Genomic DNA, 21,670 nt, shown 5'->3' with positions numbered 1-21,670 from the left:
CCCGCCGAAGTGTGTTTCACGTGAAACATGGGCCGCCGCATCCGACCAGGTGCGGCGGCCCTCGGCGTATTCCTAGAGAGGTACGGCAGGATGGGCCCCATGCCCAGTGCAGAGACGACGCCCGCGGGCGTGCGCGAGCCGGAGCCGGTGCGGCCGACCAGGGAAGACAAGGTCGCCGCGGCCGGTAGTGAGCTGTTCGGCGGCCCTATCGGGCGGCGTGCCCTGCTCGGGACGTCCTGGTGGACCCCGCTACGGGTCGTGGTCCTCGTGGCGATCGGCATGTTCGCGCTGGGCCTGATCCAGAAGGCGCCCTGCTACAACGGCGCCTGGTTCTTCGGCGCGAGCTCCCAGTACACCCACGCCTGCTACTCGGACATTCCGCACCTCTACCAGGGGCGGGGCTTCGCCGACGGTCTGGTGCCGTACTTCGACAAGCTCCCCGGTGACATGGACTACCTCGAATATCCGGTGCTGACCGGTGTGTTCATGGAGGTGGCCGCATGGCTCACACCGGGCAGTGGCAGCATCCAGCTCCAGGAGCAGGTGTACTGGTTCGTCAATGCCGGGATGCTGATGATCTGCGCCGCCGTCATCGCGGTGTGCGTGGTCCGTACGCACCGCCGGCGCCCCTGGGACGGCCTGCTGGTCGCTCTCGCGCCCGCCTTCGCGCTGACCGCCACCATCAACTGGGACCTCCTGGCGGTCGCTCTGACGGCCGCGGCGATGCTGATGTGGTCCCGGAGCCGTCCGCTCGCCTTCGGCGTCCTCCTGGGGCTTGCTACGGCCGCCAAACTGTATCCCGTGTTCCTGCTGGGGCCGCTGCTCCTGCTGTGCTGGCGCGCGGGCAAATGGCGGGAGTTCTTCGTCGCCACGGGCGGTGCCGTCGTCGCCTGGCTCGTTGTGAACCTGCCGGTGATGATCTTCGCCTTCGACGGCTGGTCGAAGTTCTACACGTTCAGCCAGGAACGGGGCGTCGACTTCGGCTCGTTCTGGCTGATCTGGGCGCAGAACACGACCACCCCGCCCAGCACCGGCTTCGTGAACAACGCGGCGATGGCCCTGGTGATTCTCTGCTTCCTGGGTATCGCCGCTCTGGCCCTCACCGCCCCGCGCCGGCCGCGTTTCGCGCAGCTCGCCTTCCTGGTCGTGGCGGCCTTCATCCTCACCAACAAGGTCTACTCCCCGCAGTACGTCCTGTGGCTGGTGCCGCTGGCTGTGCTCGCCCGGCCCAAGTGGCGGGACTTCCTGATCTGGCAGGCGTGCGAGGTGGCGTACTTCCTGGGGATCTGGATGTACCTCGCGTACACGACCAGCGGTGACGCCCACAAGGGCCTGCCGACCCACGGCTACCACTGGGCCATCGCCGTGCACCTGCTCGGCACGCTCTACCTCTGCGCGATGGTCGTACGGGACATCCTCATGCCCGAGCGGGACGTGGTGCGCCGCTCCGGTGACGACGACCCCTCGGGCGGGGTGCTGGACGGTGCGGAGGACGTCTTCGTGGTCGGCGCGGCCGCCCATCCCCCGCGCCACGCCGCTCACTTCGAGGGGCCGCAGGTGGAGTGGGGCAGTCGTTCCTCCGAGGACAGTTCGCTCTGAGCGAACGCCCCAGGTCAAGGAAAGGGCCGTACACGGAACTCCGTGTACGGCCCGTCCGGCGTTCTGGGAGCGTCAGCGGTCCACGATGCGGTCGAACTGGGTGGTGGTGTGCCGCAGATGGGCCACCAGCTCCTCGCCCACCTTCGGCTCCGGGGCGTCGGACGGCACAAAGAGGATCGACACCTGCATGTGCGGCGGCTCAGCGAACCAGCGCTGCTTGCCGCCCCAGACGAACGGAGAAAGGTTCCGGTTCACCGTGGCCAGGCCGGCCCGTGCGACGCCCTTGGCGCGCGGCATGACGCCGTGCAGGGCTTTCGGGGCCTCCAGGCCCACGCCGTGCGAGGTACCGCCCGCCACAACCACCAGATAGCCGTCCGAGGCCGCCTTCTGCTGCCGGTAGCCGAACCGGTCGCCCTTGGCGACGCGGGTGACGTCCAGGACCGCCCCGCGGTACTCGGTGGCGTCGTGGTCCCCCAGCCACAGCCGGGTGCCGATCCGGGCCCGGAACCGGGTCTGCGGGAACTGCTGCTGCAGCCGTGCGAGTTCGTCGGCCTTGAGGTGGCTGACGAACATCGTGTGCAGCGGCAGCCGGGCCGCGCGCAGCCGGTCCATCCAGCCGATGACCTCCTCGACGGCGTCCGAGCCGTCGGTGCGGTCCAGCGGCAGGTGGATGGCGAAGCCCTCAAGCCGGACGTTCTCTATGGCCGAGTGCAGCTGCGGCAGGTCCTGCTCGCTGATGCCGTGCCGCTTCATCGTGGACATCACCTCGATGACCACGCGCGCGCCCACCAGGCCGTACACGCCGTCGATCGACGACACGGAGCGGAGGACCCGGTCGGGCAGCGGCACGGGCTCCTCGCCGCGCCGGTACGGCGTCAGCACCAGCAGATCGCCGCCGAACCAGTCCTTGATGCGCGCGGCTTCATACGTCGTACCGACGGCCAGGATGTCCGAGCCCAGACGCGTGGCCTCCTCAGCCAGCCGTTCGTGCCCGAAGCCGTAGCCGTTGCCCTTGCAGACCGGGACGAGGCCCGGGAACTGCTCCTGCACGTGCTTGTGGTGCGCCCGCCAGCGCACGGTGTCGACGTAGAGCGTGAGCGCCATGGCCGGACCTGGGACCTTTCTGGATGGCTGGGGTGTGTCAGGGCTATAGAAGCACGGAGCGTGACGTCAGCGGCGCGACATGTAGATGTCGAGCGCCTTGTGGAGCAGCTTGTTCAGCGGGAAGTCCCACTCGCCGAGGTACTCGGCCGCCTGACCACCGGTGCCCACCTTGAACTGGATCAGGCCGAAGAGGTGATCCGTCTCGTCCAGCGAGTCCGAGATGCCCCGCAGGTCGTAGACGGTGGCGCCGAGCGCGTAGGCGTCGCGCAGCATCCGCCACTGCATGGCGTTCGACGGGCGCACCTCGCGGCCGATGTTGTCCGAGGCGCCGTAGGAGTACCAGACGTGCCCGCCGACGATCAGCATGGTCGCCGCGGACAGGTTCACCCCGTTGTGCTGGGCGAAGTACAGCCGCATCCGGTTGGGGTCCTCGGTGTTGAGGGCCGTCCACATGCGCTGGAAGTACGACAGCGGACGCGGCCGGAAGTGGTCGCGCACAGCCGTGATCTCGTACAGCCGCTGCCACTCCGCCAGGTCCTGGTAGCCGCCCTGGACGACCTCGACGCCGGCCTTCTCGGCCTTCTTGATGTTGCGTCGCCACAGCTGGTTGAAGTTCTTGTGGACCTCTTCCAGGGAACGGTTCGCCAGCGGCACCTGGTAGACGTAGCGCGGCTGCACGTCACCGAAGCCGGCGCCGCCATCCTCGCCTTGCTGCCAGCCCATCCGGCGCAGCTTGTCGGCCACCTCGAAGGCACGCGGCTCGATGAAGTCGGCCTCGATGTCGCGCAGCCGCTTCACGTCCGGGTTCTGGATGCCGGCCTTGATGGAGTTGGCTTCCCAGCGCCGGATGATCACCGGCGGCCCCATCTTCACGGAGAACGCGCCCTGCTGCTTGAGGTGGGCCAGCATCGGCTGGATCCACTCGTCGAGATTCGGCGCGAACCAGTTGATGACCGGGCCCTCGGGGAGGTACGCGAGGTAGCGCTTGATCTTGGGCAGCTGGCGGTACAGCACCAGGCCCGCGCCGACCATCTCGCCGGTGCGGTCGTCGAACCAGCCGAGGTTCTCCGAACGCCACTCCGCCTTGACATCGGCCCAGGCCGGGACCTGCATGTGGCTAGCCGCCGGCAGGCTCTGGATGTACGCCAGATGCTGTTCGCGGCTGATGGTCCTCAGGGTCAGGCTCATGTCGGGGCGCTCCTCGGGCTGGTGTGTCCCCATGGGTACAGGGGCTCCGGCTCTCGCGCCGAAGCCTACTGCGCCTCGCCCGCGGCCCGACTGGGCGTAGGCCACCTACGCCCCGGCTCCCGTGCGGCCGGGGCGTTTCGCGGTGGTGTGGAGGTGTCCGAGGTCTACCCGAACAGGCCGCCGTGCGCCATACCGATGAAGAATCCGATGCCCGAGGCACCGAGACCCAGGATCAGACCGAAGCGTTCGCGCGTGGTGATCGAGACCCACTGCCCGTACAGGCCGGTGAACATGCCGATCAGACCGGTCCACGAGCTGAGCAGGTGCAGGCTGTGGAAGAACGACGTGATGAAGGCGATCAGCCCGAGCGCCAGGGTCACTGCCATCAGCGAGTCCTGAAGCGGATGGGTCTTGCCGTCGCTGGCGAACAGGGATCCGGCGGTGTTGGGTCGCAATGCCTGTGCCATAGGGCACCTCCTGCGGAAGACGCGCATCGTAGCGCCGTACACACCCGATGTGTACAGATTGAGGGCCCTGGCGGCCGGATTTCAACCGGAAGCAGGTGTGCGGGTAGTCTGTACCGTCTGCACCGGTGTCTGCCCAGGCCCGCGGCCGGGGATCCCGAGGGAAGCCCCCCGTATGTCAGTGGCGGCCGATACCGTTGCGCACGCATCACAACCCTCCTGCCACGGAACGACCGTGGCCGCTGAGTCCAAAGGAGGTGGGTTCCACATGCGTCACTACGAGGTGATGGTCATCCTCGACCCCGATCTGGAGGAGCGCGCTGTCGCCCCCCTGATCGAGAACTTCCTCTCCGTCGTCCGTGAGGGCAACGGCAAGGTGGAGAAGGTCGACACCTGGGGCCGTCGTCGTCTCTCGTACGAGATCAAGAAGAAGCCTGAGGGCATCTACTCGGTCATCGACCTGCAGGCCGAGCCTGCGGTCGTGAAGGAGCTCGACCGCCAGATGAACCTGAACGAGTCGGTCCTCCGGACCAAGGTCCTCCGTCCCGAGACCCACTGAGCCCCCAGCTCAGCTGATCTCGGGCTTCGAGTAGCAGCAAGCAGCCAGCAGCAAACCCGCCGAGAGGTTCCCCCATGGCAGGCGAGACCGTCATCACGGTCGTCGGCAATCTTGTCGATGACCCCGAGCTGCGCTTCACCCCGTCCGGTGCGGCGGTCGCGAAGTTCCGCGTCGCGTCCACTCCCCGCACCTTCGACCGCCAGACGAACGAGTGGAAGGACGGCGAAAGCCTCTTCCTTACCTGCTCGGTCTGGCGTCAGGCGGCGGAGAACGTCGCCGAGTCGCTCCAGCGAGGCATGCGCGTCATCGTGCAGGGCCGGCTGAAGCAGCGGTCCTACGAGGACCGTGAGGGTGTCAAGCGCACGGTCTACGAGCTGGACGTCGAGGAAGTCGGCGCCAGTCTGCGCAGCGCCACGGCCAAGGTCACCAAGACCGCCGGTGGTGGCGGCCGCGGTGGCCAGGGCGGTTACAGCGGCGGCGGTGGCGGCCAGGGTGGCGGCGGCTGGGGCGGTGGCTCCGGCGGCGGCCAGCAGGGCGGCGCTCCCAACGACGACCCCTGGGCCTCCGGCGCTCCCGCCGGCGGCAACCAGGGTGGCGGCGGTTGGGGCGGCGCCTCGGGCGGCACCAGCGGCGGTGGCGGCGGCTACTCGGACGAGCCCCCCTTCTAAGGGCAACGGGCTCGCATCCCCACTTCTTGATCACACAGGAGAAACACCATGGCGAAGCCGCCTGTGCGCAAGCCTAAGAAGAAGGTCTGCGCTTTCTGCAAGGACAAGGTCCAGTACGTGGACTACAAGGACACGAACATGCTGCGGAAGTTCATTTCCGACCGCGGCAAGATCCGTGCCCGCCGCGTGACCGGCAACTGCACGCAGCACCAGCGTGACGTCGCCACGGCCGTCAAGAACAGCCGTGAGATGGCGCTGCTGCCCTACACCTCCACCGCGCGATAAGGGAAGGGTGACCAACATATGAAGATCATCCTCACCCATGAGGTCTCTGGCCTCGGTGCCGCCGGCGACGTCGTCGACGTCAAGGACGGCTACGCTCGCAACTACCTGATCCCGCGGAAGTTCGCTATCCGATGGACCAAGGGTGGCGAGAAGGACGTCGAGCAGATCCGTCGTGCTCGCAAGATCCACGAGATCCAGACCATCGAGCAGGCGAACTCCGTGAAGGCCCAGCTCGAGGGTGTCAAGGTCCGTCTGGCCGTCCGCTCCGGCGACGCCGGTCGTCTCTTCGGTTCCGTCACCCCGGCCGACGTCGCCTCGGCGATCAAGGCTTCCGGTGGCCCCGAGGTCGACAAGCGCCGCATCGAGCTGGGCGCGCCGATCAAGACGCTGGGCGCCCACGAGACCTTCGTGCGTCTGCACCCCGAGGTTGCCGCCAAGGTCAACATCGAGGTCGTCGCGGGCTGACGCTGTGCTCGGCTTGAGCAGTAGCTGAAAGGGGCCGTACTCGTGAGGGTGCGGCCCCTTTGGCCTGCCGACGATAGGCCGGGGCGGCGGGTGTTTCACGTGAAACGTGGCGGCTCGCGTGAAACGTGGCGGCTCGCGGTGTTTCACGTTTCACGTGAAACAGTCGGTGGGTCGAGCCGGTCAGCGCGTTGCGCCCGTCACGATCCAGCGGCCCGAGCGGGTACGCAGCCAGAGGGTCAGCATCCGCGTGGCCATCATCAGGGTCATGGCTCCCCAGAGCGCCGCGAGCCCACCGCCGAGAGCGGGGACCAACAGCGCCACCGGCGTGAAGACCGCGAGGGTCACGACCATGGCCCCGGCGAGATACAACCCGTCTCCGGCGCCCATGAGGACGCCGTCGAGGACGAAGACCACGCCGGAGATCGGCTGGGAGAGCGCCACGATGAGCAGTGCGGGCAGTGCGGTGTCTTTCACGGAGGGGTCACTGGTGAACAGCGGGAGGAAGAGCGGCCGAGCGGCCACCACGAGCAGGCCCAAGAGGACCCCGGTGCCGATGCCCCACTGGACCATGCGCCGGCAGGCCTCACGGGCGCCGGAAGTGTCACCCGCGCCGAGATAGCGGCCGATGATCGCCTGCCCGGCGATCGCTATCGCGTCCAGGGCGAAGGCCAGCAGACTCCACAGCGACAGCACGATCTGGTGGGCGGCGATGTCGGCATCGCCCAGCCGGGCCGCGATCGCCGTGGCGATCATGAGGACGGCCCTGAGTGAGAGCGTCCGGACGAGCAGAGGTGCGCCGGCCTGTGCCGAGGCCCGTATCCCGGCGGTGTCGGGGCGAAGGGACGCGCCGTGCCTGCGCGCTCCCCGTACGACGACGGTCAGGTAGACCGCTGCCATCCCGCACTGGGCGATGACGGTGCCCCAGGCGGAGCCTGCGATGCCAAGTCCGGCGCCGTAGACAAGCCCGGCGTTCAGCCCGGCGTTGGCGAGAAAGCCCGTGACGGCGACGTACAGGGGGGTCCGGGTGTCCTGGAGGCCACGCAGAACGCCGGTGGCGGCGAGCACCACCAGCATGGCTGGGATTCCGAGTGAGGAGATCCTGAGGTAGGTCGTCGCGTAGGGTGCCGCGGTGGCCGAGGCCCCGAAGATGTCCACGATGCCGGGTGCCAGGGGCAGAACGACGGCGATGACGCCGGCACCGAGCAGCAGCGCCAGCCAGATGCCGTCCATGCCCTGACGGATGGCCGCCTGGAGATCGCCGGAGCCGACCCGGCGGGCGACGGCCGCCGTGGTGGCGTAGGCGAGAAAGACGAAGACGCTCACGGCGGTGGTGAGGAGTGCCGAGGCGACCCCGAGACCGGCGAGTTGTGCGGTGCCGAGATGGCCGACGATCGCGCTGTCGGCCATGACGAAAAGCGGCTCGGCGACGAGTGCGCCGAAGGCCGGGACGGCCAGTGCGACGATCTCTCGGTCGTGCCGACGTCGGGTGGCCTCGGGGACCGGGGGAGCCTGGGACATGGGCACTAATCTAATCGTCCACAGGTAAGAGATGCAATTGCATATTGGCCCTTACCTAGGCTGGCGGGGCCTGTGCTTTCGCGCATCGTTCGAAGCGATCTTGATCCGACCGTAGAAGTTTTTCTTCTGCACAGCCGGTGGATGGGAAAGGTGCAGGTCAGGGACGGTGATAGCGGGCGATCGAGGGCTTGTTCACAGGGCTGTCCACCGCGTCGTGCACAGGTTTTGGGAGGTTCTCCACAGCATACGGGCCGTCGTCCACATGGCCTGTGGATAACCAGATTGGCTGACGGTGCCCGCGGGCCTACCGTGGTCCGGCGCACGCTCCTTCTTATGGCGTCGGAAACCTCACAAAACCGACGCGCCCGGATCCGGAATGTGGCGCCTCAGTTTGTCAGTGCCGTGCCGTAGAAATGGGGTCACGGCGAGGTCCGCCGGGCGGACGGGAGGAGGTGGCTCGGTGAGTATTTCCGAGCCCTTGGACGATCCGTGGGCCGAGACCGGTCCCAGTGATCGTCTGCCCGCCTCCCGTGGACGCGGTGAGGGCGGCCGAGGGCGAGACGACCGGCACGACCGGGGCCGGGACCGCGGTGACTGGGATGGCGGAGGTGCCACCTTCGAGCGGGTGCCCCCGCAGGACCTGGACGCCGAACAGTCCGTGCTCGGCGGCATGCTGCTCTCCAAGGACGCCATTGCCGACGTCGTCGAGATCCTCAAGGGCCACGACTTCTACAAGCCCGCGCACGAGACGATTTACCAGGCGATCCTCGATGTCTACGCCAAGGGCGAGCCGGCCGACCCCATCACCATCGCCGCCGAGCTCACCAAGCGCGGCGAGATCAACAAGGTCGGCGGCGCCTCCTATCTCCACACCCTCGTCCAGACGGTGCCGACGGCGGCGAACGCCGAGTACTACGCGGAGATCGTCCACGAGCGTGCCGTGCTGCGCCGTCTTGTCGAGGCCGGGACACGTATCACGCAGATGGGATACGCGGCCGACGGCGACATCGACGAGATCGTCAACAGCGCCCAGGCGGAGATCTACGCGGTCACCGAGCAGCGGACCAGCGAGGACTATCTGCCACTCGGCGACATCATGGAGGGCGCTCTCGACGAGATCGAGGCGATCGGCTCCCGTACCGGCGAGATGACCGGTGTGCCCACCGGCTTCACGGACCTGGACTCGCTCACCAACGGCCTGCACCCGGGCCAGATGATCGTCATCGCCGCGCGTCCCGCCATGGGTAAGTCCACCCTGGCCCTGGACTTCGCACGGGCCGCGTCGATCAAGCACAACCTGCCCAGCGTCATCTTCTCCCTCGAAATGGGCCGCAACGAGATCGCGATGCGTCTGCTGTCCGCCGAGGCCCGGGTCGCCCTGCACCACATGCGCTCCGGCACGATGACCGACGACGACTGGACCCGGCTCGCCCGCCGGATGCCGGATGTCTCGGCCGCGCCGCTCTACATCGACGACTCACCGAACCTGTCGATGATGGAGATCCGCGCCAAGTGCCGCCGGCTCAAACAGCGCAACGACATCAAGCTCGTGATCATCGACTATCTGCAGCTGATGCAGTCCGGTTCCAAACGCTCTGAAAGCCGTCAGCAGGAGGTATCGGACATGTCCCGAAACCTCAAGCTGCTGGCCAAGGAGCTGGAGGTCCCCGTGATTGCGCTCTCGCAGCTCAACCGTGGTCCCGAGCAGCGCACGGACAAGAAGCCGATGGTGTCCGACCTGCGTGAGTCCGGCTCCATCGAGCAGGACGCCGACATGGTCATCCTGCTCCACCGCGAGGACGCCTACGAGAAGGAGTCACCGCGCGCGGGCGAAGCGGACATCATCGTCGGCAAGCACCGAAACGGCCCGACCGCGACGATCACCGTTGCCTTCCAGGGCCACTACTCCCGCTTCGTGGACATGGCACAGACCTGATCCGCACCACCGAAATGAACTCGACGCCGGTCCGCCCTCCGGGTGGACTGGGCGCATGACGACATTTGACGAACAGCTGCTCCTCACCACCCGGCGGGCGCTGTTGCATCGGATCGCCGTGGCCCAGGCCGAAGGGCGGGCGCCGTCGCTGGTGGCAGCGGTCGTGCGGGGCGGGCGGGCTGTCTGGCACGGGGCGCGGACCTCGGTGGACGGGCACGGACCGGATCAGAACGTGCAGTACCGGATCGGCTCGATCACCAAGACGTTCACGGCCGTTCTGGTGCTCCGGCTGCGCGACGAAGGGCTGCTCGATCTCGGCGATCCACTGGAGAAGCATCTGCCGGGCACCGGCGCGGGGGAGGCGACGATCGCTGAACTCCTCGCGCACACAGGCGGGTTGGCGGCCGAGTCGCCCGCGCCCTGGTGGGAACGCACCCCGGGCTCGCTGCGGCCGGAGCTCAGCGATGTCCTCGGAGAGCAGCCCCTCCTGCACCCCGTCGGCCGCCGGCACCACTACTCCAACCCCGGCTACACCCTGCTCGGCGCCCTGGTCGAGGAACTCCGCGGTGCCCCCTGGACGGAGGTGCTCCGGCAAGAGGTGCTCGAACCGTTGCGCCTCGATCGCACGAGCGCCCAGCCTCAGGCGCCGCACGCGGGCGGCTGGGCGGTGCATCCCTGGGCTGACGCGATGCTTCCGGAGCCACTGGAGGACCTCGGCCGGATGGCACCGGCAGGACAGCTCTGGTCGACCACCGACGACCTGGCTCGCTTCGCCGTGTTTCTGACGGCCGGTGACGAACGGGTAATGAGCGCCGAGTCCGTACGGGAGATGCGCGTCCCGGCGGCTCCCGCCGAGTCCGCCGATGTGCTGGATGGTGCCACCTACGGCCTCGGCCTCCAGATTCAGCGCCGCGACGGCCGGCTGCTGATCGGGCACTCCGGCTCGCTGCCCGGCTTTCTGGCCAACCTCACCATCAGCGTGGACGACGACGTGGCGGCCGTGGTGCTCGCCAACTGCACCTCCGGCCCGCTCCTGTCCGCCGTCGGCGCCGACCTCGTCCGTATCGTTGCGGAGGCCGAGCCGCGCATCCCCGAGCCATGGCGGCCCCTGGCCCGAGTCGAGCCGTCTGTCCTGGAGTTGGCGGGCCAGTGGTACTGGGGCACACACGCCTTCGTGCTGCGGGTGACGGCCGATGGACTGGTCTCGCTGGGACCGCTGTCGGGCACCGGCCGCCGTGCGGGCTTCAGGTCCAACGGTGACGGGACGTGGACCGGCCTTGAGGGCTACTACGCCGGAGAGCTTCTACGGCCCGTGCGGCGGCCGGACGGCGGTGTGAGCCACCTGGACCTCGGTTCGTTCGTGTTCACGCGTCAGCCGTACGAGGAGACGACTCCCGTGCCTGGTGGGGTGGACCCCGCGGGGTGGCGGGGGATCGGCTAGACAAGCCGGGGGTGGTGTTTCACGTGAAACACCACCCCCGTGAACGCGTGCCGTCAGCACCCTGGCGGGTCAGATCTCAAGCTTGAAACCGACGTGCGAGGCGGTGAAACCGAGCCGCTCATAGAAGCGATGGGCGTCGGTACGTGACGTGTCCGAGGTCAGCTGCACCAACTGGCAGCCCTGGCGGCGTGATTCCTCGATCGCCCACTCGATGAACCGGGTGCCCAGCCCGCCGCCGCGCTCGTCGGCGTGGATGCGTACGGCCTCGATGATCGACCGAGTGGCGCCGCGCCTCGACAGCCCGGGGATGATCGTGAGCTGTAGCGTGCCGACGACACGGCCCTCGCGTACGGCGACGACCAGCTGTTGGTTGGGGTCGGCACTGAGCCGTTCCAAGGCGCGCAGGTAGGGCGTCAGGTCGTCCGGTGATTCCCGCCGGGCGCCCAGCGGGTCGTCGGCGAGCATGCCGACGATGGCCGGGATGTCGTCGGCGACCGCGGCACGTATGTCAAGATCTCCCATGCCCGCAGCCTATGCGGGCACGTTCAGTGACTCCACGACCCGCACCAGGGGAGCCAGCTCCGCGCTTCTGGCTGCCGCGTCGAGGGCCTCGCGCAGCGCGGTGTCATTGGTGGGGCGAGCTTCTTCGAGCAGCCGCAGCCCCGCTTCGGTGACGTTCGTGTAGATGCCGCGGCGGTCGGTCGGGCAGAGGTAGCGCTCCAGGAGGTCCCGGTCTTCGAGGCGTGTCACCAGCCGGGTGGTGGCGCTCTGGCTGAGGACGACCGCGTCGGCGACCTGTTTCATCTGCAGATGGCCCCCCTCGCCGTCGTGCTGTCGGCTGAGGACATCCAGCAGAGAGTATTCGCGGACGCTCAGGTCGTGCTTCGCCTGAAGGGCGCGCTCGATGTGTGCCTCGATCCTCCCGTGAAGCAGGGAGAGAGCGCACCAGCCCTGGGCAAGGGCAGTGAGCGCGGGGTCCGTCGCTGTCATTGGCGTGTTCCTCCGTCCCGGAGCGGCTGATACCAGGATAGAGCAGATCTGCAATATCCCTCGATTGCACATAGGCGGCGTCTGCAACTATTGTGGGCGCACGCAAAGCGCATCTGCAATCGTCTGGGAAGGCTGTCCTCCATGCCTCTCGCGCTCCTGGCCCTCGCGATCGGGGCCTTCGGTATCGGAACGACCGAGTTCGTGATCATGGGCTTGCTGCCCGAGGTCGCGGGCGACTTCGGGGTCTCCATCCCCACCGCCGGCCTGCTGGTGACCGGCTACGCACTCGGCGTGGTGATGGGTGCCCCGCTGATGACCGTCCTGGGGACCAAAGTCCCGCGCAAGCGGATGCTGATGCTGCTGATGGGCTTGTTCATCGCAGGCAACCTGCTGTCCGCCGTTGCCCCCTCCTTCGCCGTCATGCTGATCGGCCGCGTGGTCGCCTCCCTCGCCCACGGCGCCTTCTTCGGCATCGGGTCGGTCGTGGCGGCCGAACTCGTCGCCCCGAGCAAGAAGGCCGGGGCCATCGCGATGATGTTCACCGGCCTCACCATCGCCAACGTCGTCGGTGTCCCGCTCGGCACCCTGGTGGGACAGCACGTCGGCTGGCGTGTCACCTTCGGCATCGTCGCCGCCCTCGGCCTCGTCGGCCTGGCCGGCATCGCCAAGCTGGTGCCCGAGCTGCCCAAGCCGGAGGGCGTGCATCTGCGGCACGAACTGGCCGCGTTCAAGAACACCCAGGTCCTGCTCGCCATGGCGATGACCGTGCTGGGCTTCGGCGGAGTCTTCGCGGCCATCACCTACATCGCGCCGATGATGACCCATGTCGCCGGCTTCGCCGACGGCTCCGTCACCTGGCTGCTGGTCCTGTTCGGCCTCGGCATGGTCGGCGGCAACCTCGTCGGCGGCAAGTTCGCCGACCGCGCCCTGATGCCCATGCTGTACGTGTCGCTGGGCGCCCTGGCTGTCGTCCTCGCTCTCTTCACGGTCACCGCGCACAACAAGGTCGCGGCCGCCGTGACCGTCGCCCTGATCGGGGCCCTGGGCTTCGCGACCGTCCCGCCGCTGCAGAAGCGCGTCCTCGACCAGGCGCACGGTGCCCCCACCCTGGCCTCGGCCGTGAACATCGGCGCCTTCAACCTCGGCAACGCTCTCTCCGCCTGGCTCGGCGGCATCGTGATCGCCGCCGGCTTCGGCTACACCTCCCCCAACTGGGTCGGCGCCGCCCTCGCCACGGCCGCCCTCGCCCTCGCCTTCCTGTCGGCCGCACTGGAGCGCCGCGACGGCGCCCCGAGCACCGTGGCCGCAGGAGGCATGCCCTCGGCGCAGCGGGAGCCGTTCGCCACTGAGCCGGCCGCAAGGCCGCAGGCGTGAGCCCATCACCGACCGCGCCCTGGGACACACAGGCCGCAATCCTGACCCGCCCGCGCCGTTTCCTCTGAGTACCACCCAAGGAGAACCACCTCATGAGCACCACCGTCGCCCCGCTCACCGTCCAGGACGCCGAACTCCTGATCACCGAGGCCCAGCGCGCCGCCGAGGTCGCCGGAGCCACCGTCAGCGTCACCGTCCTGGACGCCGGGGGCCATCTGCTCGCCTTCCGGCGGGACGACCGTGCCGTGCTGATCTCCGGCGAGACCAGCACCCGCAAGGCCTACACGGCGCTCCAGCTGAACAGTCCCACCGCCGACCTTGTCGACGCCGTCCAGCCCGGCGGCCTCTTCCACACCCTGCCCACGGCACTCGACCGGCCTCTGCTCTTCATCGCGGGCGGTGTCCCAGTCCACCGCGACGGGCGGCTGATCGGCTCTGTCGGCGTCGGTGGCGGCGCCCCAGATCAGGACCACGGCTTCGCCACGGCCGCCGTGCAGGCGCTCGTCTGACCGCACCCCGATCGACGCGGAACGCCGGTTCCCCCGGGGGCCGGCGTTCGCCGCACCGAGGAATCATCAGCCCGCCGCCACCGTCAGCGGTGCGAACCGCCGTGTCCAGTCTCCCGGCAGCTCTGTGAGGCCGTACGTCATGACGGAGCTCATGGCGACGGAGGCCAGCCCGCGCTCCTTCGCCCATGCCAGCAGTTCCTCGTGCCGGATGTCGATGTCGGTGCGGAGCGGGCGGTCGGTGTGCGCGGCGAGCGAGACGATGAGGGACTTCGCAGTCTCCGTGTCGTGGGCGATCAGAGGCCCGACGACATGGGTGTCCATGTTGGGCCAGGCGGCCGCATAGCCGACGATCCGGCCGCCGTCCACGGCCACCCGCAGCTGGTCCGAGAACGCGGGCAAGCGGGCGATGAGAGGTGTGCGGTCAGTACCGAACACCTCCTCGTCGAGCCGGAGGATGGAGCTGAGGTCCTCGGCTGTGGCCGCCCGTGTCGCCACCCGGGGCTCGAGGCCGCCCGGGGTGAAGGCGCCGGACAGCATCTCCGAGCGTCCCGTGGTCTTGAACCCCAGCTCCTCGTAGAGCGGACGGCCGTACGGCGTGGCGTACAGAGTCAGGGGAGTCGTCCCCACCGCCGAGACGATGTGGCGCATCAGCCGCCGCCCGACGCCCTGACGCGCATGCCGTTCCGCGACCAGGACCATGCCGATCGCGCGGAGATCCGGGCGTTCCCCTGGGCCGTACTCAGTGATGACGCAGGCGGCGACCAGGCCTCCGCCAGGGTCGTCGATGCCGTAGCCCTTCCCGGCCGTGAGGAGTAAGCGCCACTTGTGTTCCTCGCGGGGCCACCCCCGGTCCTCGGACAAGTCGGCGCAGGCGGTGAGGTCGCGTGGCGTCAGTCGGCGAATGGGCAGAGCGGCGACGAAAGGAGTTGGCACGCAGGTCAGGCTGTCCGACCGGCACCCGTGGCGTCCACCTGTTTCGAGGTAGACGCACGCGCTTTTGGCCACGCCGTAGCCCTGAGCACAGCCCCTGGACAGACGGGGGACGTTTCACGTGAAACATCGCCCCATAACCACCGCCCGAGTCGCCTACGGGTATTCGATGTCGGACAGAGAATTGTTCACTGTGGACCCGGTGTCCGTGGCGGTCAACGCGGACGGACATCTCGCCGGTCTCGCGACGTACTCCTCCACGGGGCGGGATCTATGGGATGTCTATGAATTGGCGTGGGTCCGCCCGGTAGTTGAAGGAGCTGATGGTTCGCTCCTTGTTTGGATTCGTGGGGGAGGCAGGGGGGACTTGTGCGTGGGGCGACGGCCGGTAGGGTCGACTCCGGTTCACGTCCGGGATGAGACGCTCCGGCGGGAGTGACTGCGGGCCATGTCACACTTCCGCCTTACTTGTCCGTACGCGAAGGAACGTGGGTTCAATGGGGCCGTGTGGGCCACGAGCCTGACCGGGAAGAGCCAGCCGTCAACGGGGGAATACAAGCACCTTCCGAGCGAAGTGCGCAGACCAACCGAAAGATGTTCGAGGCGAGGCACACCATGGATGCTCCGACCACCACGTCGGCGGGCAACGACGGGGCCGGCGGAAGCAGCTGGTTCACATCCCCCAACAAGCCGCCGGTCGAACCCGCCGCCGAGCCTCAGGCCGTGGCCCCGAGTGGTCAGCAGGAGATGCCCCAGGGCCACCGTCCCGCGTCCGCAGAGGCCCGGGAGCGAATACGGCCGACGGAGGAGCCGGCCCGCTTCCAGAACCCCACCCAGGCTCCAGACCCCGGGCAGCACACGGCCGCCGGACCCTTCGCCTCCACGGCCGGACAGCCGGTACGCCCTACACCCGGACAGTCGGTACCACCCACGCCCGGACAGCGCGTCCCGCCTCAGCGCAGCGCACAGCCGAGTCCGGACGCATCCCCGGACGCGATCCGCATCCGCAGCACCCTGGCCGAGGTCGGTCCGATAGCCGACAAGGTCACCTCGTACTTCTACGCACTGCTCTTCGTACGCCATCCCGAACTGCGTTCGCTGTTTCCGGCCGCCATGGACACCCAGCGGGACCGGCTGCTGAAGGCGCTGCTCACCGCGGCCGAGCACATCGACAACACGCCCGTCCTGGTCGAGTACCTCCAGAACCTGGGCCGCGGCCACCGCAAGTACGGCACCCGTGCGGAGCACTACCCGGCGGTCGGCGAGTGCCTCATCGGCGCGCTGGCCAAGTACGCCTCGGGCATCTGGGGCCCGGAGACGGAGGCGGCCTGGGTGCGCGCCTACACGACCATGTCCCAGGTGATGATCGACGCGGCGGCGACGGACGAACTGCGCGCACCGGCCTGGTGGCATGCGGAGGTCGTCGCCCACGACCTCAGGACCGCGGACATCGCGGTGCTCACGGTCCGCCCGAATCAGCCGTACCCCTTCCGCGCGGGGCAGTACACAAGCATGGAGACGCCTTGGTGGCCGCGGGTCTGGCGGCACTACTCCTTCGCCTCCGCGCCCCGCTCGGACGGTCTGCTGACGTTCCATGTGAAGGCCGTTCCGGCGGGCTGGGTCTCCAACGCTCTGGTACACCGCGCCCGCCCCGGTGACATCCTCCGTCTGGGCCCGGCCGTCGGCTCGATGACCGTCGACCACACGAAGGACAACGGACTGCTCTGTCTGGGCGGTGGCACCGGCATCGCCCCCATCAAGGCGCTGGTCGAGGACGTCGCCGAACGCGGCGCACGCCGCCCTGTCGAGGTGTTCTACGGTGCCCGCACCGGCCACGACCTGTACGACATCGACACGCTGCTCCGGCTCCAGCAGAGCCATCCCTGGCTCTCGGTCCGCGCGGTCGTCGACCAGCAGGCGCATCTCCAGCTTCCCGACGCCATCCGCGCGTACGGTCCGTGGATCGAGTACGACGCCTATCTCTCGGGCCCGCCCGGCATGATCCGCAACGGCGTGGACGCCCTGCGGGACGTCGGCATCCCGGCGCACCGCATACGGCACGACTCGGTCGAGGAACTGGTCGTCGTCGGCGACTGATCCGTCACCCGAGGTCGGGAGCGTGCATGGCCCGTACACCCTCGATGTTGCCGTCCAGGTAGTGCCGCAGGGACAGCGGTACGAGGTGCACGGAGGCGATCCCGACGCGGGTGAAGGGCACGCGCACGATCTCGTACTCGCCCGCGGGCTCGTCGACTTCGGGGCCGTGCCGCAGGGCCGGATCCATGGACTCCAGCCGGCAGACGAAGAAGTGCTGCACCTTCACACCGGTAGTGCTGCCGCTGTCGCCGATGTGCTCCACGGTGTCCACGAAGCAGGGCACCACATCGGTGATCTTGGCGCCGAGCTCTTCGTCCACCTCGCGGTGCAGGGCATCGACGACAGTGGTGTCCTCCGGCTCGACCCCGCCACCGGGAGTGACCCAGTAGGGATCGACACCGGGTTTGGTGCGCTTGATGAGAATCAGGTCGTCGCCGTCCAGGAGAACGGCACGGGCGGTGCGCTTGACCACGGGTCGGACGGTCATGGGAGAAATGTGGCCCAGCTGGTTCCACGTGAAACATCGCGAAGCGCCACCGTACGGCCGCATCGCGTTAACCCCGCAGTATGCGCTCAGCCCCAGTCCGCAGCCGCGTGCTGGAGCCACTCGTGTGCCCGCGCCACATGCGGCATGGCGAGCGTGCCGGTCCGCACCACCAGGAAGTAGGTCCGCAGCGGGGGCACCGCGGGATCATGCAGCGCCATGACGTCACCCCGGTCCAGGGCGGTCGTACACAGATAACGGGGCAGCACTGCGAGGCCGGCGCCCGCGACCGCGCAGGCGAGGACCGCGCGCAGATCGGGCACGATCACCGTGCCGGAGGTGGCCGGTCGGGCGTCGAAGACGGAGCCCCAGTAGCGCGAGACGAAAGGCAGAGACTCGTGGACCTCGACGACGGGCAGGTTCTCCAGGGCCGGCGCGCCCCTGTCGCGTAGCGTCCCGGTGTCGATCTCGTGGGCCCAGCGGGGAGCGGCGACCAGTACATGCTCTTCGTCGCAGAGGGCGGTGGCGGTGAGCAGGGCGCCACGCGGCCGGGCTGTACTGATGGCCAGGTCATGGTGTCCGGCGGACAGCCCCTCCAGGGTTTCCTCGGCGTTGCCGAACGAGGCGCGCAGCGCGAAGCCCTGGCCGTCGTCGCCGGCGAGCTCGGAAAGGGCGGGCAGGGCGCGCTCCGCGGTGAACTCGGGCGGGCCGGCGAGATGCAGGGTTCGCACCGAGGATTCGTCGTCGAGGCCGCGTTCCGCTATTTCCACGAGCGCGTCGAGGTGTGGGGCGGCCTTGTGGGCGAGTTCGTCGCCGATGGTCGTCGGGGTCACCCCACGGGCCTGCCGCAGGAAGAGCGGACGGCCCAGCTGTCTTTCCAGAGTGCGGATCTGGGAGGTGACGGCCGGCTGCGAGAGTCCGAGCAGTGCGGCGGCGCGGGTGAAGGAGCCGGCCCGGTGCACGGTCACGAAGGTCCGCAGCAAGGCCAGATCCATTGTTCACCCTCCCCTTCCCCCTGCCCTGTGCCGGCCCTCGGGCAGGTCCCCAACTATAAATAAGTCGATAGGTCTCTGCCCCTACAGTGATTGGACACTGACGCAGAGTCAACTAGCCTTGGTCGCGCGGTTCTTGGCGCGCGAGAACCGGGACGGTCCGAGCCACGAGGGGGGAGGCTCGGACCGTCCGTTATACGTACTCAGGCCCCCGAGGGCGTCCGTCATCCGGTCATCGATCTGACTTGTCGAGCGCGTGGAGCACATCGGCCACCAGGTCTTCAGGGTCCTCGGCTCCGACCGACAGCCGGATGAAGCCCTCCGGTACGTCGTCCCCGCCCCAGCGCCGCCGCCGCTCGGCCGTGGAGCGCACCCCGCCGAAACTCGTCGCATCGTCGACCAGCCGCAGGGCTTCCAGAAAACGCTCGGCACGCGCGCGCGTGGGAAGCGTGAAGGAGATCACCGAGCCATAGCGACGCATCTGCTGCGAGGCGATCTTGTGCGCGGGGTCGTCGGGCAGCCCCGGGTAGCGCAGCCCGGTCACGTCCGGCCGCTCGCGGAGCGCCTCGGCGAGTACCAGGGCGGTGGTGTTCTGCCGGTCCACCCGCAACTGGAGAGTGGCCAGGGAGCGATGAGCCAGCCAGGCCTCCATGGGCCCGGAGATCGCCCCGACGATCTTGCGCCAGCGGCGTACGGCGGCCATGGCCGCCGTGTCGCGCCCGGCGACGTACCCCAGCAGGACGTCCCCGTGGCCGGTGAGCTGCTTGGTGCCACTGGCCACGGAGAAGTCGGCGCCCAGCGCCAGCGGTCGCTGGCCGAGCGGGGTGGCGAGGGTGTTGTCGACGGCGACTAGGGCCCCATGCGCGTGTGCCGCCTCCGCAAGCCGCCGGATGTCGCACACGTCGAGCCCGGGGTTGCACGGCGACTCGATCAGCAGCAGCTTCGCCCCGTCCAGGGCGTCGAGCTGGGCGTCACCGGCTGTCGGAGCGGTGCGCACCTCGATGCCGTAGGCCTCCAGCTGGGCGCGGAGCAGGGGCAGCACCTGGTAGCCGTCGGAAGGCAGAACGACCGCGTCCCCGGCGCGCAGCTGCGAGAAGAGCACTGCCGCGACGGCCGCCACGCCGGAGGCGAACACCAGCGTCTCGACGGCCTCGCCGGGCGCCTCCAGCTCGCCGATGGCGCGCTCCAGATGGGTCCAGGTCGGGTTCTCATCACGGCCGTAGGCGTATGGTCCGCTGACCTCGCCCGGCAGATGGAAGTGTGCGGCGAACACCGGCCCGGGCAGGGTCGGTTCGTTCTTGACCGGCTCGGGCAGTCCCGCGCGCACCGCGCGCGTGCCCTCACCCGTGACAGAGCCGGAGTTGGAGTCGCTCATGCCGCCGTTCCCTCCACTTCGTCGCGTACCGCGGTGAGCAGGCCCTCGCTCGCCGCCTCCACCATCTCAAGACACTCCTCGAAGCCGTCCAGACCGCCGTAGTACGGATCCGGCACGTCGAGGTCGTCGACGGCATCGGGATCGTAGGAGCGCAGCAGATGTACCTTGCGGGCGTCCTTCTCGGTGGGGGCGAGGCGACGCAGGGCCTTGAGGTGGCCGATGTCCAGGGCGATCACGAGGTCGAGGCGGGCGAACCAGGACGTCTGGAACTGGCGGGCGGTGTGGTCGCTGTCGTAGCCGTGCTCCTCGAGGACGCGGACGGTGCGCGGGTCGGCGCCGTCGCCCTCGTGCCATCCGCCGGTGCCGGCGCTGTCGACCTCGACGCGGCCGTCGAGCCCGGCCTCGGCTATGCGGGCCCGGAAGACGGATTCGGCCATCGGGGAACGGCAGATGTTGCCGGTGCAGACGAAGCAGACGCGGTAGGTCATCGGGCGCTCAGTCCGTGTCGGGAAGGATCATGTTCAGGGCCCAGGACACGATCGAGATGATCAGACCGCCCAGGACGGCGGTCCAGAACCCCTCCACATGGAAACTCAGGTCGAGCTTGTCGCACACCCACGACGTCAGCAGCAGCATCAGTGCGTTGACCACCAGGGTGATCAGGCCGAGCGTGAGGATGAACAGCGGGAAGGTCAGGATCTTCACGATCGGCTTGACCAGGAAGTTCACCAGGCCGAACACAAGGGCGACCAGGATCAGCGTCCAGACCTTCTTGGTGGTGCTGTCGCCGGTCAGGGTGATCTTGTCGAGCAGCCACACCGCGACGGCCAGAGCACCCGCGTTGGCGATCGTCTTGACTACGAAATTCTTCATGTGTCTGATCGTGGCAGACGAGATCGGATGCAAGCAGTGAGGCGAGGGCGAACGACGGCGATGAAGGCATTCCGGCTGGACGAACTGGAGGCGGAACGCGCCGCCAACGACGGGGCCTACCTGCAGTTCCTGCGGGAGCGGAACATGTCGGTCGGCCTCTACGCGCTGAACGCGGGCGAGCAGGACCCGCAGAAGCCGCACAACCAGGACGAGGTGTACTTCGTCGTCAGCGGCCGCGCCGCGATCACCGTCGGCCTGGACACCACGCAGGTGGCGCGAGGCAGCGTGGTGTACGTGCCGGCCGGTGTGGCCCACAAGTTCCATCACATCAGCGAGGACCTGAGGGTTCTGGTCGTCTTCTCTCCGCCCGAGGCCTGACCTCTCCCCTCAGGGTTCCCTAGGGGAGAGGTCAGGGGAGGACAAGGGATCAGAGGCCCCCGGAAGGCCCCCTCGCGGCTCTAGCATCGAGTGCAGGACATCGCATCGTGCGGCACGCACGAGACCGACCGTACGTGCCGAAGCGCACGGGAAAGCAGAGGCAGGGCAATGCGAGAGATCTTCACGGGTCTGCCGTGGTGGGTGAAGTGGATCGCGGTGCCGGTCATCGCACTGGTGGTGTTCGGTGGCCTGATCGGCGCCATCGTCGGCTTCCTGGCCTACCTGCTCTTCAAGTTGCTGATCTTCGTGGCGCTGGTCGGCGGACTGATCTACATCGTGCGGAAGTTCATGTCGAGCACCTCGTCGAAAAGCGACTGGTGAGGACCGTGGGAATCGGTGGCCGGTAACAGGAGTCACCGGTTCCCTCGGGGGAGGGAAGTT

Annotated in this window: 24 protein-coding genes and 1 pseudogene; 13 read left to right on the top strand and 12 right to left on the bottom strand. The window is 68.5% G+C overall.

Annotation, left to right across the window (positions count from 1 at the left end):
• The first annotated feature begins 99 nt into the window (after nucleotides 1-99).
• Nucleotides 100-1,599 (top strand): glycosyltransferase family 87 protein, encoded by a 1,500-nt coding sequence (locus ACZ7OO_RS11145; protein ID WP_471503724.1) that lies wholly within the window; start codon nucleotides 100-102, stop codon nucleotides 1,597-1,599.
• Between the two features lie 72 nt (nucleotides 1,600-1,671).
• Here ACZ7OO_RS11145 and ACZ7OO_RS11140 read toward each other — a convergent pair whose 3' ends face one another.
• The 3 genes from ACZ7OO_RS11140 to ACZ7OO_RS11130 all read right to left on the bottom strand — a co-directional run bounded on the left by ACZ7OO_RS11140 (nucleotide 1,672) and on the right by ACZ7OO_RS11130 (nucleotide 4,358).
• Entirely contained in the window at nucleotides 1,672-2,703 is a 1,032-nt protein-coding gene (locus ACZ7OO_RS11140) for an alanine racemase (RefSeq protein ID WP_471503722.1), read from the bottom strand.
• A gap of 66 nt (nucleotides 2,704-2,769) precedes the next feature.
• Nucleotides 2,770-3,891, bottom strand: coding sequence for a peptidoglycan bridge formation glycyltransferase FemX (femX, locus tag ACZ7OO_RS11135; RefSeq protein ID WP_360480837.1), 1,122 nt, complete (start codon nucleotides 3,889-3,891; stop codon nucleotides 2,770-2,772).
• A gap of 164 nt (nucleotides 3,892-4,055) precedes the next feature.
• Nucleotides 4,056-4,358: a hypothetical protein gene (locus ACZ7OO_RS11130; RefSeq protein WP_471503720.1), complete on the bottom strand. Its 303-nt coding sequence runs from the start codon at nucleotides 4,356-4,358 to the stop codon at nucleotides 4,056-4,058.
• Nucleotides 4,359-4,623: 265 nt separating this feature from the next.
• Here ACZ7OO_RS11130 and rpsF point away from each other — a divergent pair, with 265 nt between their 5' ends.
• The 4 genes from rpsF to rplI all read left to right on the top strand — a co-directional run bounded on the left by rpsF (nucleotide 4,624) and on the right by rplI (nucleotide 6,332).
• Nucleotides 4,624-4,914: a 30S ribosomal protein S6 gene (gene rpsF, locus ACZ7OO_RS11125; RefSeq protein ID WP_005482942.1), complete on the top strand. Its 291-nt coding sequence runs from the start codon at nucleotides 4,624-4,626 to the stop codon at nucleotides 4,912-4,914.
• Nucleotides 4,915-4,988: 74 nt separating this feature from the next.
• A complete protein-coding gene (locus tag ACZ7OO_RS11120) occupies nucleotides 4,989-5,582 on the top strand; it encodes a single-stranded DNA-binding protein (RefSeq protein WP_471503718.1) in 594 nt (197 codons plus the stop codon).
• A gap of 48 nt (nucleotides 5,583-5,630) precedes the next feature.
• Nucleotides 5,631-5,867 (top strand): 30S ribosomal protein S18, encoded by a 237-nt coding sequence (gene rpsR, locus ACZ7OO_RS11115; RefSeq protein ID WP_006381652.1) that lies wholly within the window; start codon nucleotides 5,631-5,633, stop codon nucleotides 5,865-5,867.
• Between the two features lie 18 nt (nucleotides 5,868-5,885).
• Nucleotides 5,886-6,332, top strand: coding sequence for a 50S ribosomal protein L9 (rplI, locus tag ACZ7OO_RS11110; RefSeq protein ID WP_352221362.1), 447 nt, complete (start codon nucleotides 5,886-5,888; stop codon nucleotides 6,330-6,332).
• Between the two features lie 180 nt (nucleotides 6,333-6,512).
• Here rplI and ACZ7OO_RS11105 read toward each other — a convergent pair whose 3' ends face one another.
• Nucleotides 6,513-7,850: an MATE family efflux transporter gene (locus tag ACZ7OO_RS11105; protein WP_471503716.1), complete on the bottom strand. Its 1,338-nt coding sequence runs from the start codon at nucleotides 7,848-7,850 to the stop codon at nucleotides 6,513-6,515.
• A gap of 460 nt (nucleotides 7,851-8,310) precedes the next feature.
• On the opposite strand from ACZ7OO_RS11105, the gene dnaB reads away from it, so the two are divergent.
• Nucleotides 8,311-9,786, top strand: coding sequence for a replicative DNA helicase (gene dnaB, locus ACZ7OO_RS11100; protein ID WP_471503714.1), 1,476 nt, complete (start codon nucleotides 8,311-8,313; stop codon nucleotides 9,784-9,786).
• A gap of 55 nt (nucleotides 9,787-9,841) precedes the next feature.
• Nucleotides 9,842-11,227, top strand: coding sequence for a serine hydrolase domain-containing protein (locus tag ACZ7OO_RS11095; protein WP_471503712.1), 1,386 nt, complete (start codon nucleotides 9,842-9,844; stop codon nucleotides 11,225-11,227).
• A 69-nt stretch (nucleotides 11,228-11,296) separates the two neighbouring features.
• Here the strand turns inward: ACZ7OO_RS11095 and ACZ7OO_RS11090 are convergent, their stop codons facing one another.
• Together ACZ7OO_RS11090 and ACZ7OO_RS11085 are read right to left on the bottom strand one after the other, a co-directional pair.
• Nucleotides 11,297-11,749: a GNAT family N-acetyltransferase gene (locus ACZ7OO_RS11090; RefSeq protein ID WP_352221358.1), complete on the bottom strand. Its 453-nt coding sequence runs from the start codon at nucleotides 11,747-11,749 to the stop codon at nucleotides 11,297-11,299.
• Between the two features lie 9 nt (nucleotides 11,750-11,758).
• Nucleotides 11,759-12,217 (bottom strand): MarR family winged helix-turn-helix transcriptional regulator, encoded by a 459-nt coding sequence (locus tag ACZ7OO_RS11085; protein ID WP_471503710.1) that lies wholly within the window; start codon nucleotides 12,215-12,217, stop codon nucleotides 11,759-11,761.
• Nucleotides 12,218-12,358: 141 nt separating this feature from the next.
• Between ACZ7OO_RS11085 and ACZ7OO_RS11080 the strand changes: the two genes are divergently transcribed.
• Nucleotides 12,359-13,591 (top strand): MFS transporter, encoded by a 1,233-nt coding sequence (locus ACZ7OO_RS11080; RefSeq protein ID WP_471503708.1) that lies wholly within the window; start codon nucleotides 12,359-12,361, stop codon nucleotides 13,589-13,591.
• Nucleotides 13,592-13,683: 92 nt separating this feature from the next.
• Nucleotides 13,684-14,100 carry a GlcG/HbpS family heme-binding protein gene (locus ACZ7OO_RS11075; protein WP_471503706.1) on the top strand — a complete coding sequence of 139 codons (417 nt, stop codon included), beginning with the start codon at nucleotides 13,684-13,686 and terminating at the stop codon, nucleotides 14,098-14,100.
• A gap of 66 nt (nucleotides 14,101-14,166) precedes the next feature.
• Here ACZ7OO_RS11075 and ACZ7OO_RS11070 read toward each other — a convergent pair whose 3' ends face one another.
• Nucleotides 14,167-15,033 carry a GNAT family N-acetyltransferase gene (locus ACZ7OO_RS11070; RefSeq protein WP_471503704.1) on the bottom strand — a complete coding sequence of 289 codons (867 nt, stop codon included), beginning with the start codon at nucleotides 15,031-15,033 and terminating at the stop codon, nucleotides 14,167-14,169.
• 148 nt (nucleotides 15,034-15,181) lie between these two features.
• Between ACZ7OO_RS11070 and ACZ7OO_RS11065 the strand changes: the two are divergent.
• Nucleotides 15,182-15,322, top strand: a pseudogene (locus ACZ7OO_RS11065) (hydrolase); the annotation flags it as partial.
• Nucleotides 15,323-15,624: 302 nt separating this feature from the next.
• Nucleotides 15,625-17,127, top strand: coding sequence for a globin domain-containing protein (locus ACZ7OO_RS11060; protein WP_471503702.1), 1,503 nt, complete (start codon nucleotides 15,625-15,627; stop codon nucleotides 17,125-17,127).
• 4 nt (nucleotides 17,128-17,131) lie between these two features.
• Here ACZ7OO_RS11060 and ACZ7OO_RS11055 read toward each other — a convergent pair whose 3' ends face one another.
• The 5 genes from ACZ7OO_RS11055 to ACZ7OO_RS11035 all read right to left on the bottom strand — a co-directional run bounded on the left by ACZ7OO_RS11055 (nucleotide 17,132) and on the right by ACZ7OO_RS11035 (nucleotide 20,851).
• The gene (locus ACZ7OO_RS11055) at nucleotides 17,132-17,614 is read right to left on the bottom strand and encodes an NUDIX domain-containing protein (RefSeq protein ID WP_093500896.1); all 483 of its coding nucleotides are present in this window, start codon (nucleotides 17,612-17,614) and stop codon (nucleotides 17,132-17,134) included.
• A gap of 86 nt (nucleotides 17,615-17,700) precedes the next feature.
• Nucleotides 17,701-18,606, bottom strand: coding sequence for a LysR family transcriptional regulator (locus tag ACZ7OO_RS11050; RefSeq protein ID WP_471503699.1), 906 nt, complete (start codon nucleotides 18,604-18,606; stop codon nucleotides 17,701-17,703).
• A gap of 229 nt (nucleotides 18,607-18,835) precedes the next feature.
• A complete protein-coding gene (locus ACZ7OO_RS11045) occupies nucleotides 18,836-19,978 on the bottom strand; it encodes a cystathionine gamma-lyase (protein WP_471503697.1) in 1,143 nt (380 codons plus the stop codon).
• On the bottom strand, nucleotides 19,975-20,466 hold the full coding sequence (locus ACZ7OO_RS11040; RefSeq protein WP_471503695.1) for a low molecular weight protein-tyrosine-phosphatase: 492 nt from the start codon (nucleotides 20,464-20,466) through the stop codon (nucleotides 19,975-19,977). Before ACZ7OO_RS11040 ends, ACZ7OO_RS11045 begins: the two co-directional genes overlap by 4 nt.
• Nucleotides 20,467-20,473: 7 nt before the next feature.
• The gene (locus tag ACZ7OO_RS11035) at nucleotides 20,474-20,851 is read right to left on the bottom strand and encodes a phage holin family protein (protein ID WP_358915062.1); all 378 of its coding nucleotides are present in this window, start codon (nucleotides 20,849-20,851) and stop codon (nucleotides 20,474-20,476) included.
• Between the two features lie 60 nt (nucleotides 20,852-20,911).
• Between ACZ7OO_RS11035 and ACZ7OO_RS11030 the strand changes: the two genes are divergently transcribed.
• Entirely contained in the window at nucleotides 20,912-21,229 is a 318-nt protein-coding gene (locus ACZ7OO_RS11030; RefSeq protein ID WP_471503692.1) for a cupin domain-containing protein, read from the top strand.
• Between the two features lie 168 nt (nucleotides 21,230-21,397).
• Nucleotides 21,398-21,610 (top strand): DUF5326 family protein, encoded by a 213-nt coding sequence (locus ACZ7OO_RS11025; protein ID WP_471503690.1) that lies wholly within the window; start codon nucleotides 21,398-21,400, stop codon nucleotides 21,608-21,610.
• Nucleotides 21,611-21,670 lie beyond the last annotated feature (60 nt).

The sequence above is a fragment of the Streptomyces sp. NPDC111744 genome, from assembly GCF_055634995.1.
Note: the sequence above shows the minus strand (reverse complement) of the source record. Positions and strands in the feature narration are given on the sequence as shown.

Bases quoted from the DNA above. Each gene is read 5' to 3' on its own strand.
- ACZ7OO_RS11055 (WP_093500896.1), bottom strand. From the start codon at position 17,614: ATGACCGTCCGACCCGTGGTCAAGCGCACCGCCCGTGCCGTTCTCCTG.
- ACZ7OO_RS11085 (WP_471503710.1), bottom strand. From the start codon at position 12,217: ATGACAGCGACGGACCCCGCGCTCACTGCCCTTGCCCAGGGCTGGTGC.
- ACZ7OO_RS11080 (WP_471503708.1), top strand. From the start codon at position 12,359: ATGCCTCTCGCGCTCCTGGCCCTCGCGATCGGGGCCTTCGGTATCGGA.
- femX (WP_360480837.1), bottom strand. From the start codon at position 3,891: ATGAGCCTGACCCTGAGGACCATCAGCCGCGAACAGCATCTGGCGTAC.
- rpsR (WP_006381652.1), top strand. From the start codon at position 5,631: ATGGCGAAGCCGCCTGTGCGCAAGCCTAAGAAGAAGGTCTGCGCTTTC.
- ACZ7OO_RS11120 (WP_471503718.1), top strand. From the start codon at position 4,989: ATGGCAGGCGAGACCGTCATCACGGTCGTCGGCAATCTTGTCGATGAC.
- ACZ7OO_RS11075 (WP_471503706.1), top strand. From the start codon at position 13,684: ATGAGCACCACCGTCGCCCCGCTCACCGTCCAGGACGCCGAACTCCTG.
- ACZ7OO_RS11130 (WP_471503720.1), bottom strand. From the start codon at position 4,358: ATGGCACAGGCATTGCGACCCAACACCGCCGGATCCCTGTTCGCCAGC.
- ACZ7OO_RS11030 (WP_471503692.1), top strand. From the start codon at position 20,912: ATGAAGGCATTCCGGCTGGACGAACTGGAGGCGGAACGCGCCGCCAAC.
- rpsF (WP_005482942.1), top strand. From the start codon at position 4,624: ATGCGTCACTACGAGGTGATGGTCATCCTCGACCCCGATCTGGAGGAG.
- ACZ7OO_RS11025 (WP_471503690.1), top strand. From the start codon at position 21,398: ATGCGAGAGATCTTCACGGGTCTGCCGTGGTGGGTGAAGTGGATCGCG.
- rplI (WP_352221362.1), top strand. From the start codon at position 5,886: ATGAAGATCATCCTCACCCATGAGGTCTCTGGCCTCGGTGCCGCCGGC.
- ACZ7OO_RS11045 (WP_471503697.1), bottom strand. From the start codon at position 19,978: ATGAGCGACTCCAACTCCGGCTCTGTCACGGGTGAGGGCACGCGCGCG.
- ACZ7OO_RS11035 (WP_358915062.1), bottom strand. From the start codon at position 20,851: ATGAAGAATTTCGTAGTCAAGACGATCGCCAACGCGGGTGCTCTGGCC.
- ACZ7OO_RS11090 (WP_352221358.1), bottom strand. From the start codon at position 11,749: ATGGGAGATCTTGACATACGTGCCGCGGTCGCCGACGACATCCCGGCC.
- ACZ7OO_RS11140 (WP_471503722.1), bottom strand. From the start codon at position 2,703: ATGGCGCTCACGCTCTACGTCGACACCGTGCGCTGGCGGGCGCACCAC.
- ACZ7OO_RS11145 (WP_471503724.1), top strand. From the start codon at position 100: ATGCCCAGTGCAGAGACGACGCCCGCGGGCGTGCGCGAGCCGGAGCCG.
- ACZ7OO_RS11040 (WP_471503695.1), bottom strand. From the start codon at position 20,466: ATGACCTACCGCGTCTGCTTCGTCTGCACCGGCAACATCTGCCGTTCC.
- ACZ7OO_RS11105 (WP_471503716.1), bottom strand. From the start codon at position 7,850: ATGTCCCAGGCTCCCCCGGTCCCCGAGGCCACCCGACGTCGGCACGAC.
- ACZ7OO_RS11095 (WP_471503712.1), top strand. From the start codon at position 9,842: ATGACGACATTTGACGAACAGCTGCTCCTCACCACCCGGCGGGCGCTG.
- ACZ7OO_RS11060 (WP_471503702.1), top strand. From the start codon at position 15,625: ATGTTCGAGGCGAGGCACACCATGGATGCTCCGACCACCACGTCGGCG.
- ACZ7OO_RS11050 (WP_471503699.1), bottom strand. From the start codon at position 18,606: ATGGATCTGGCCTTGCTGCGGACCTTCGTGACCGTGCACCGGGCCGGC.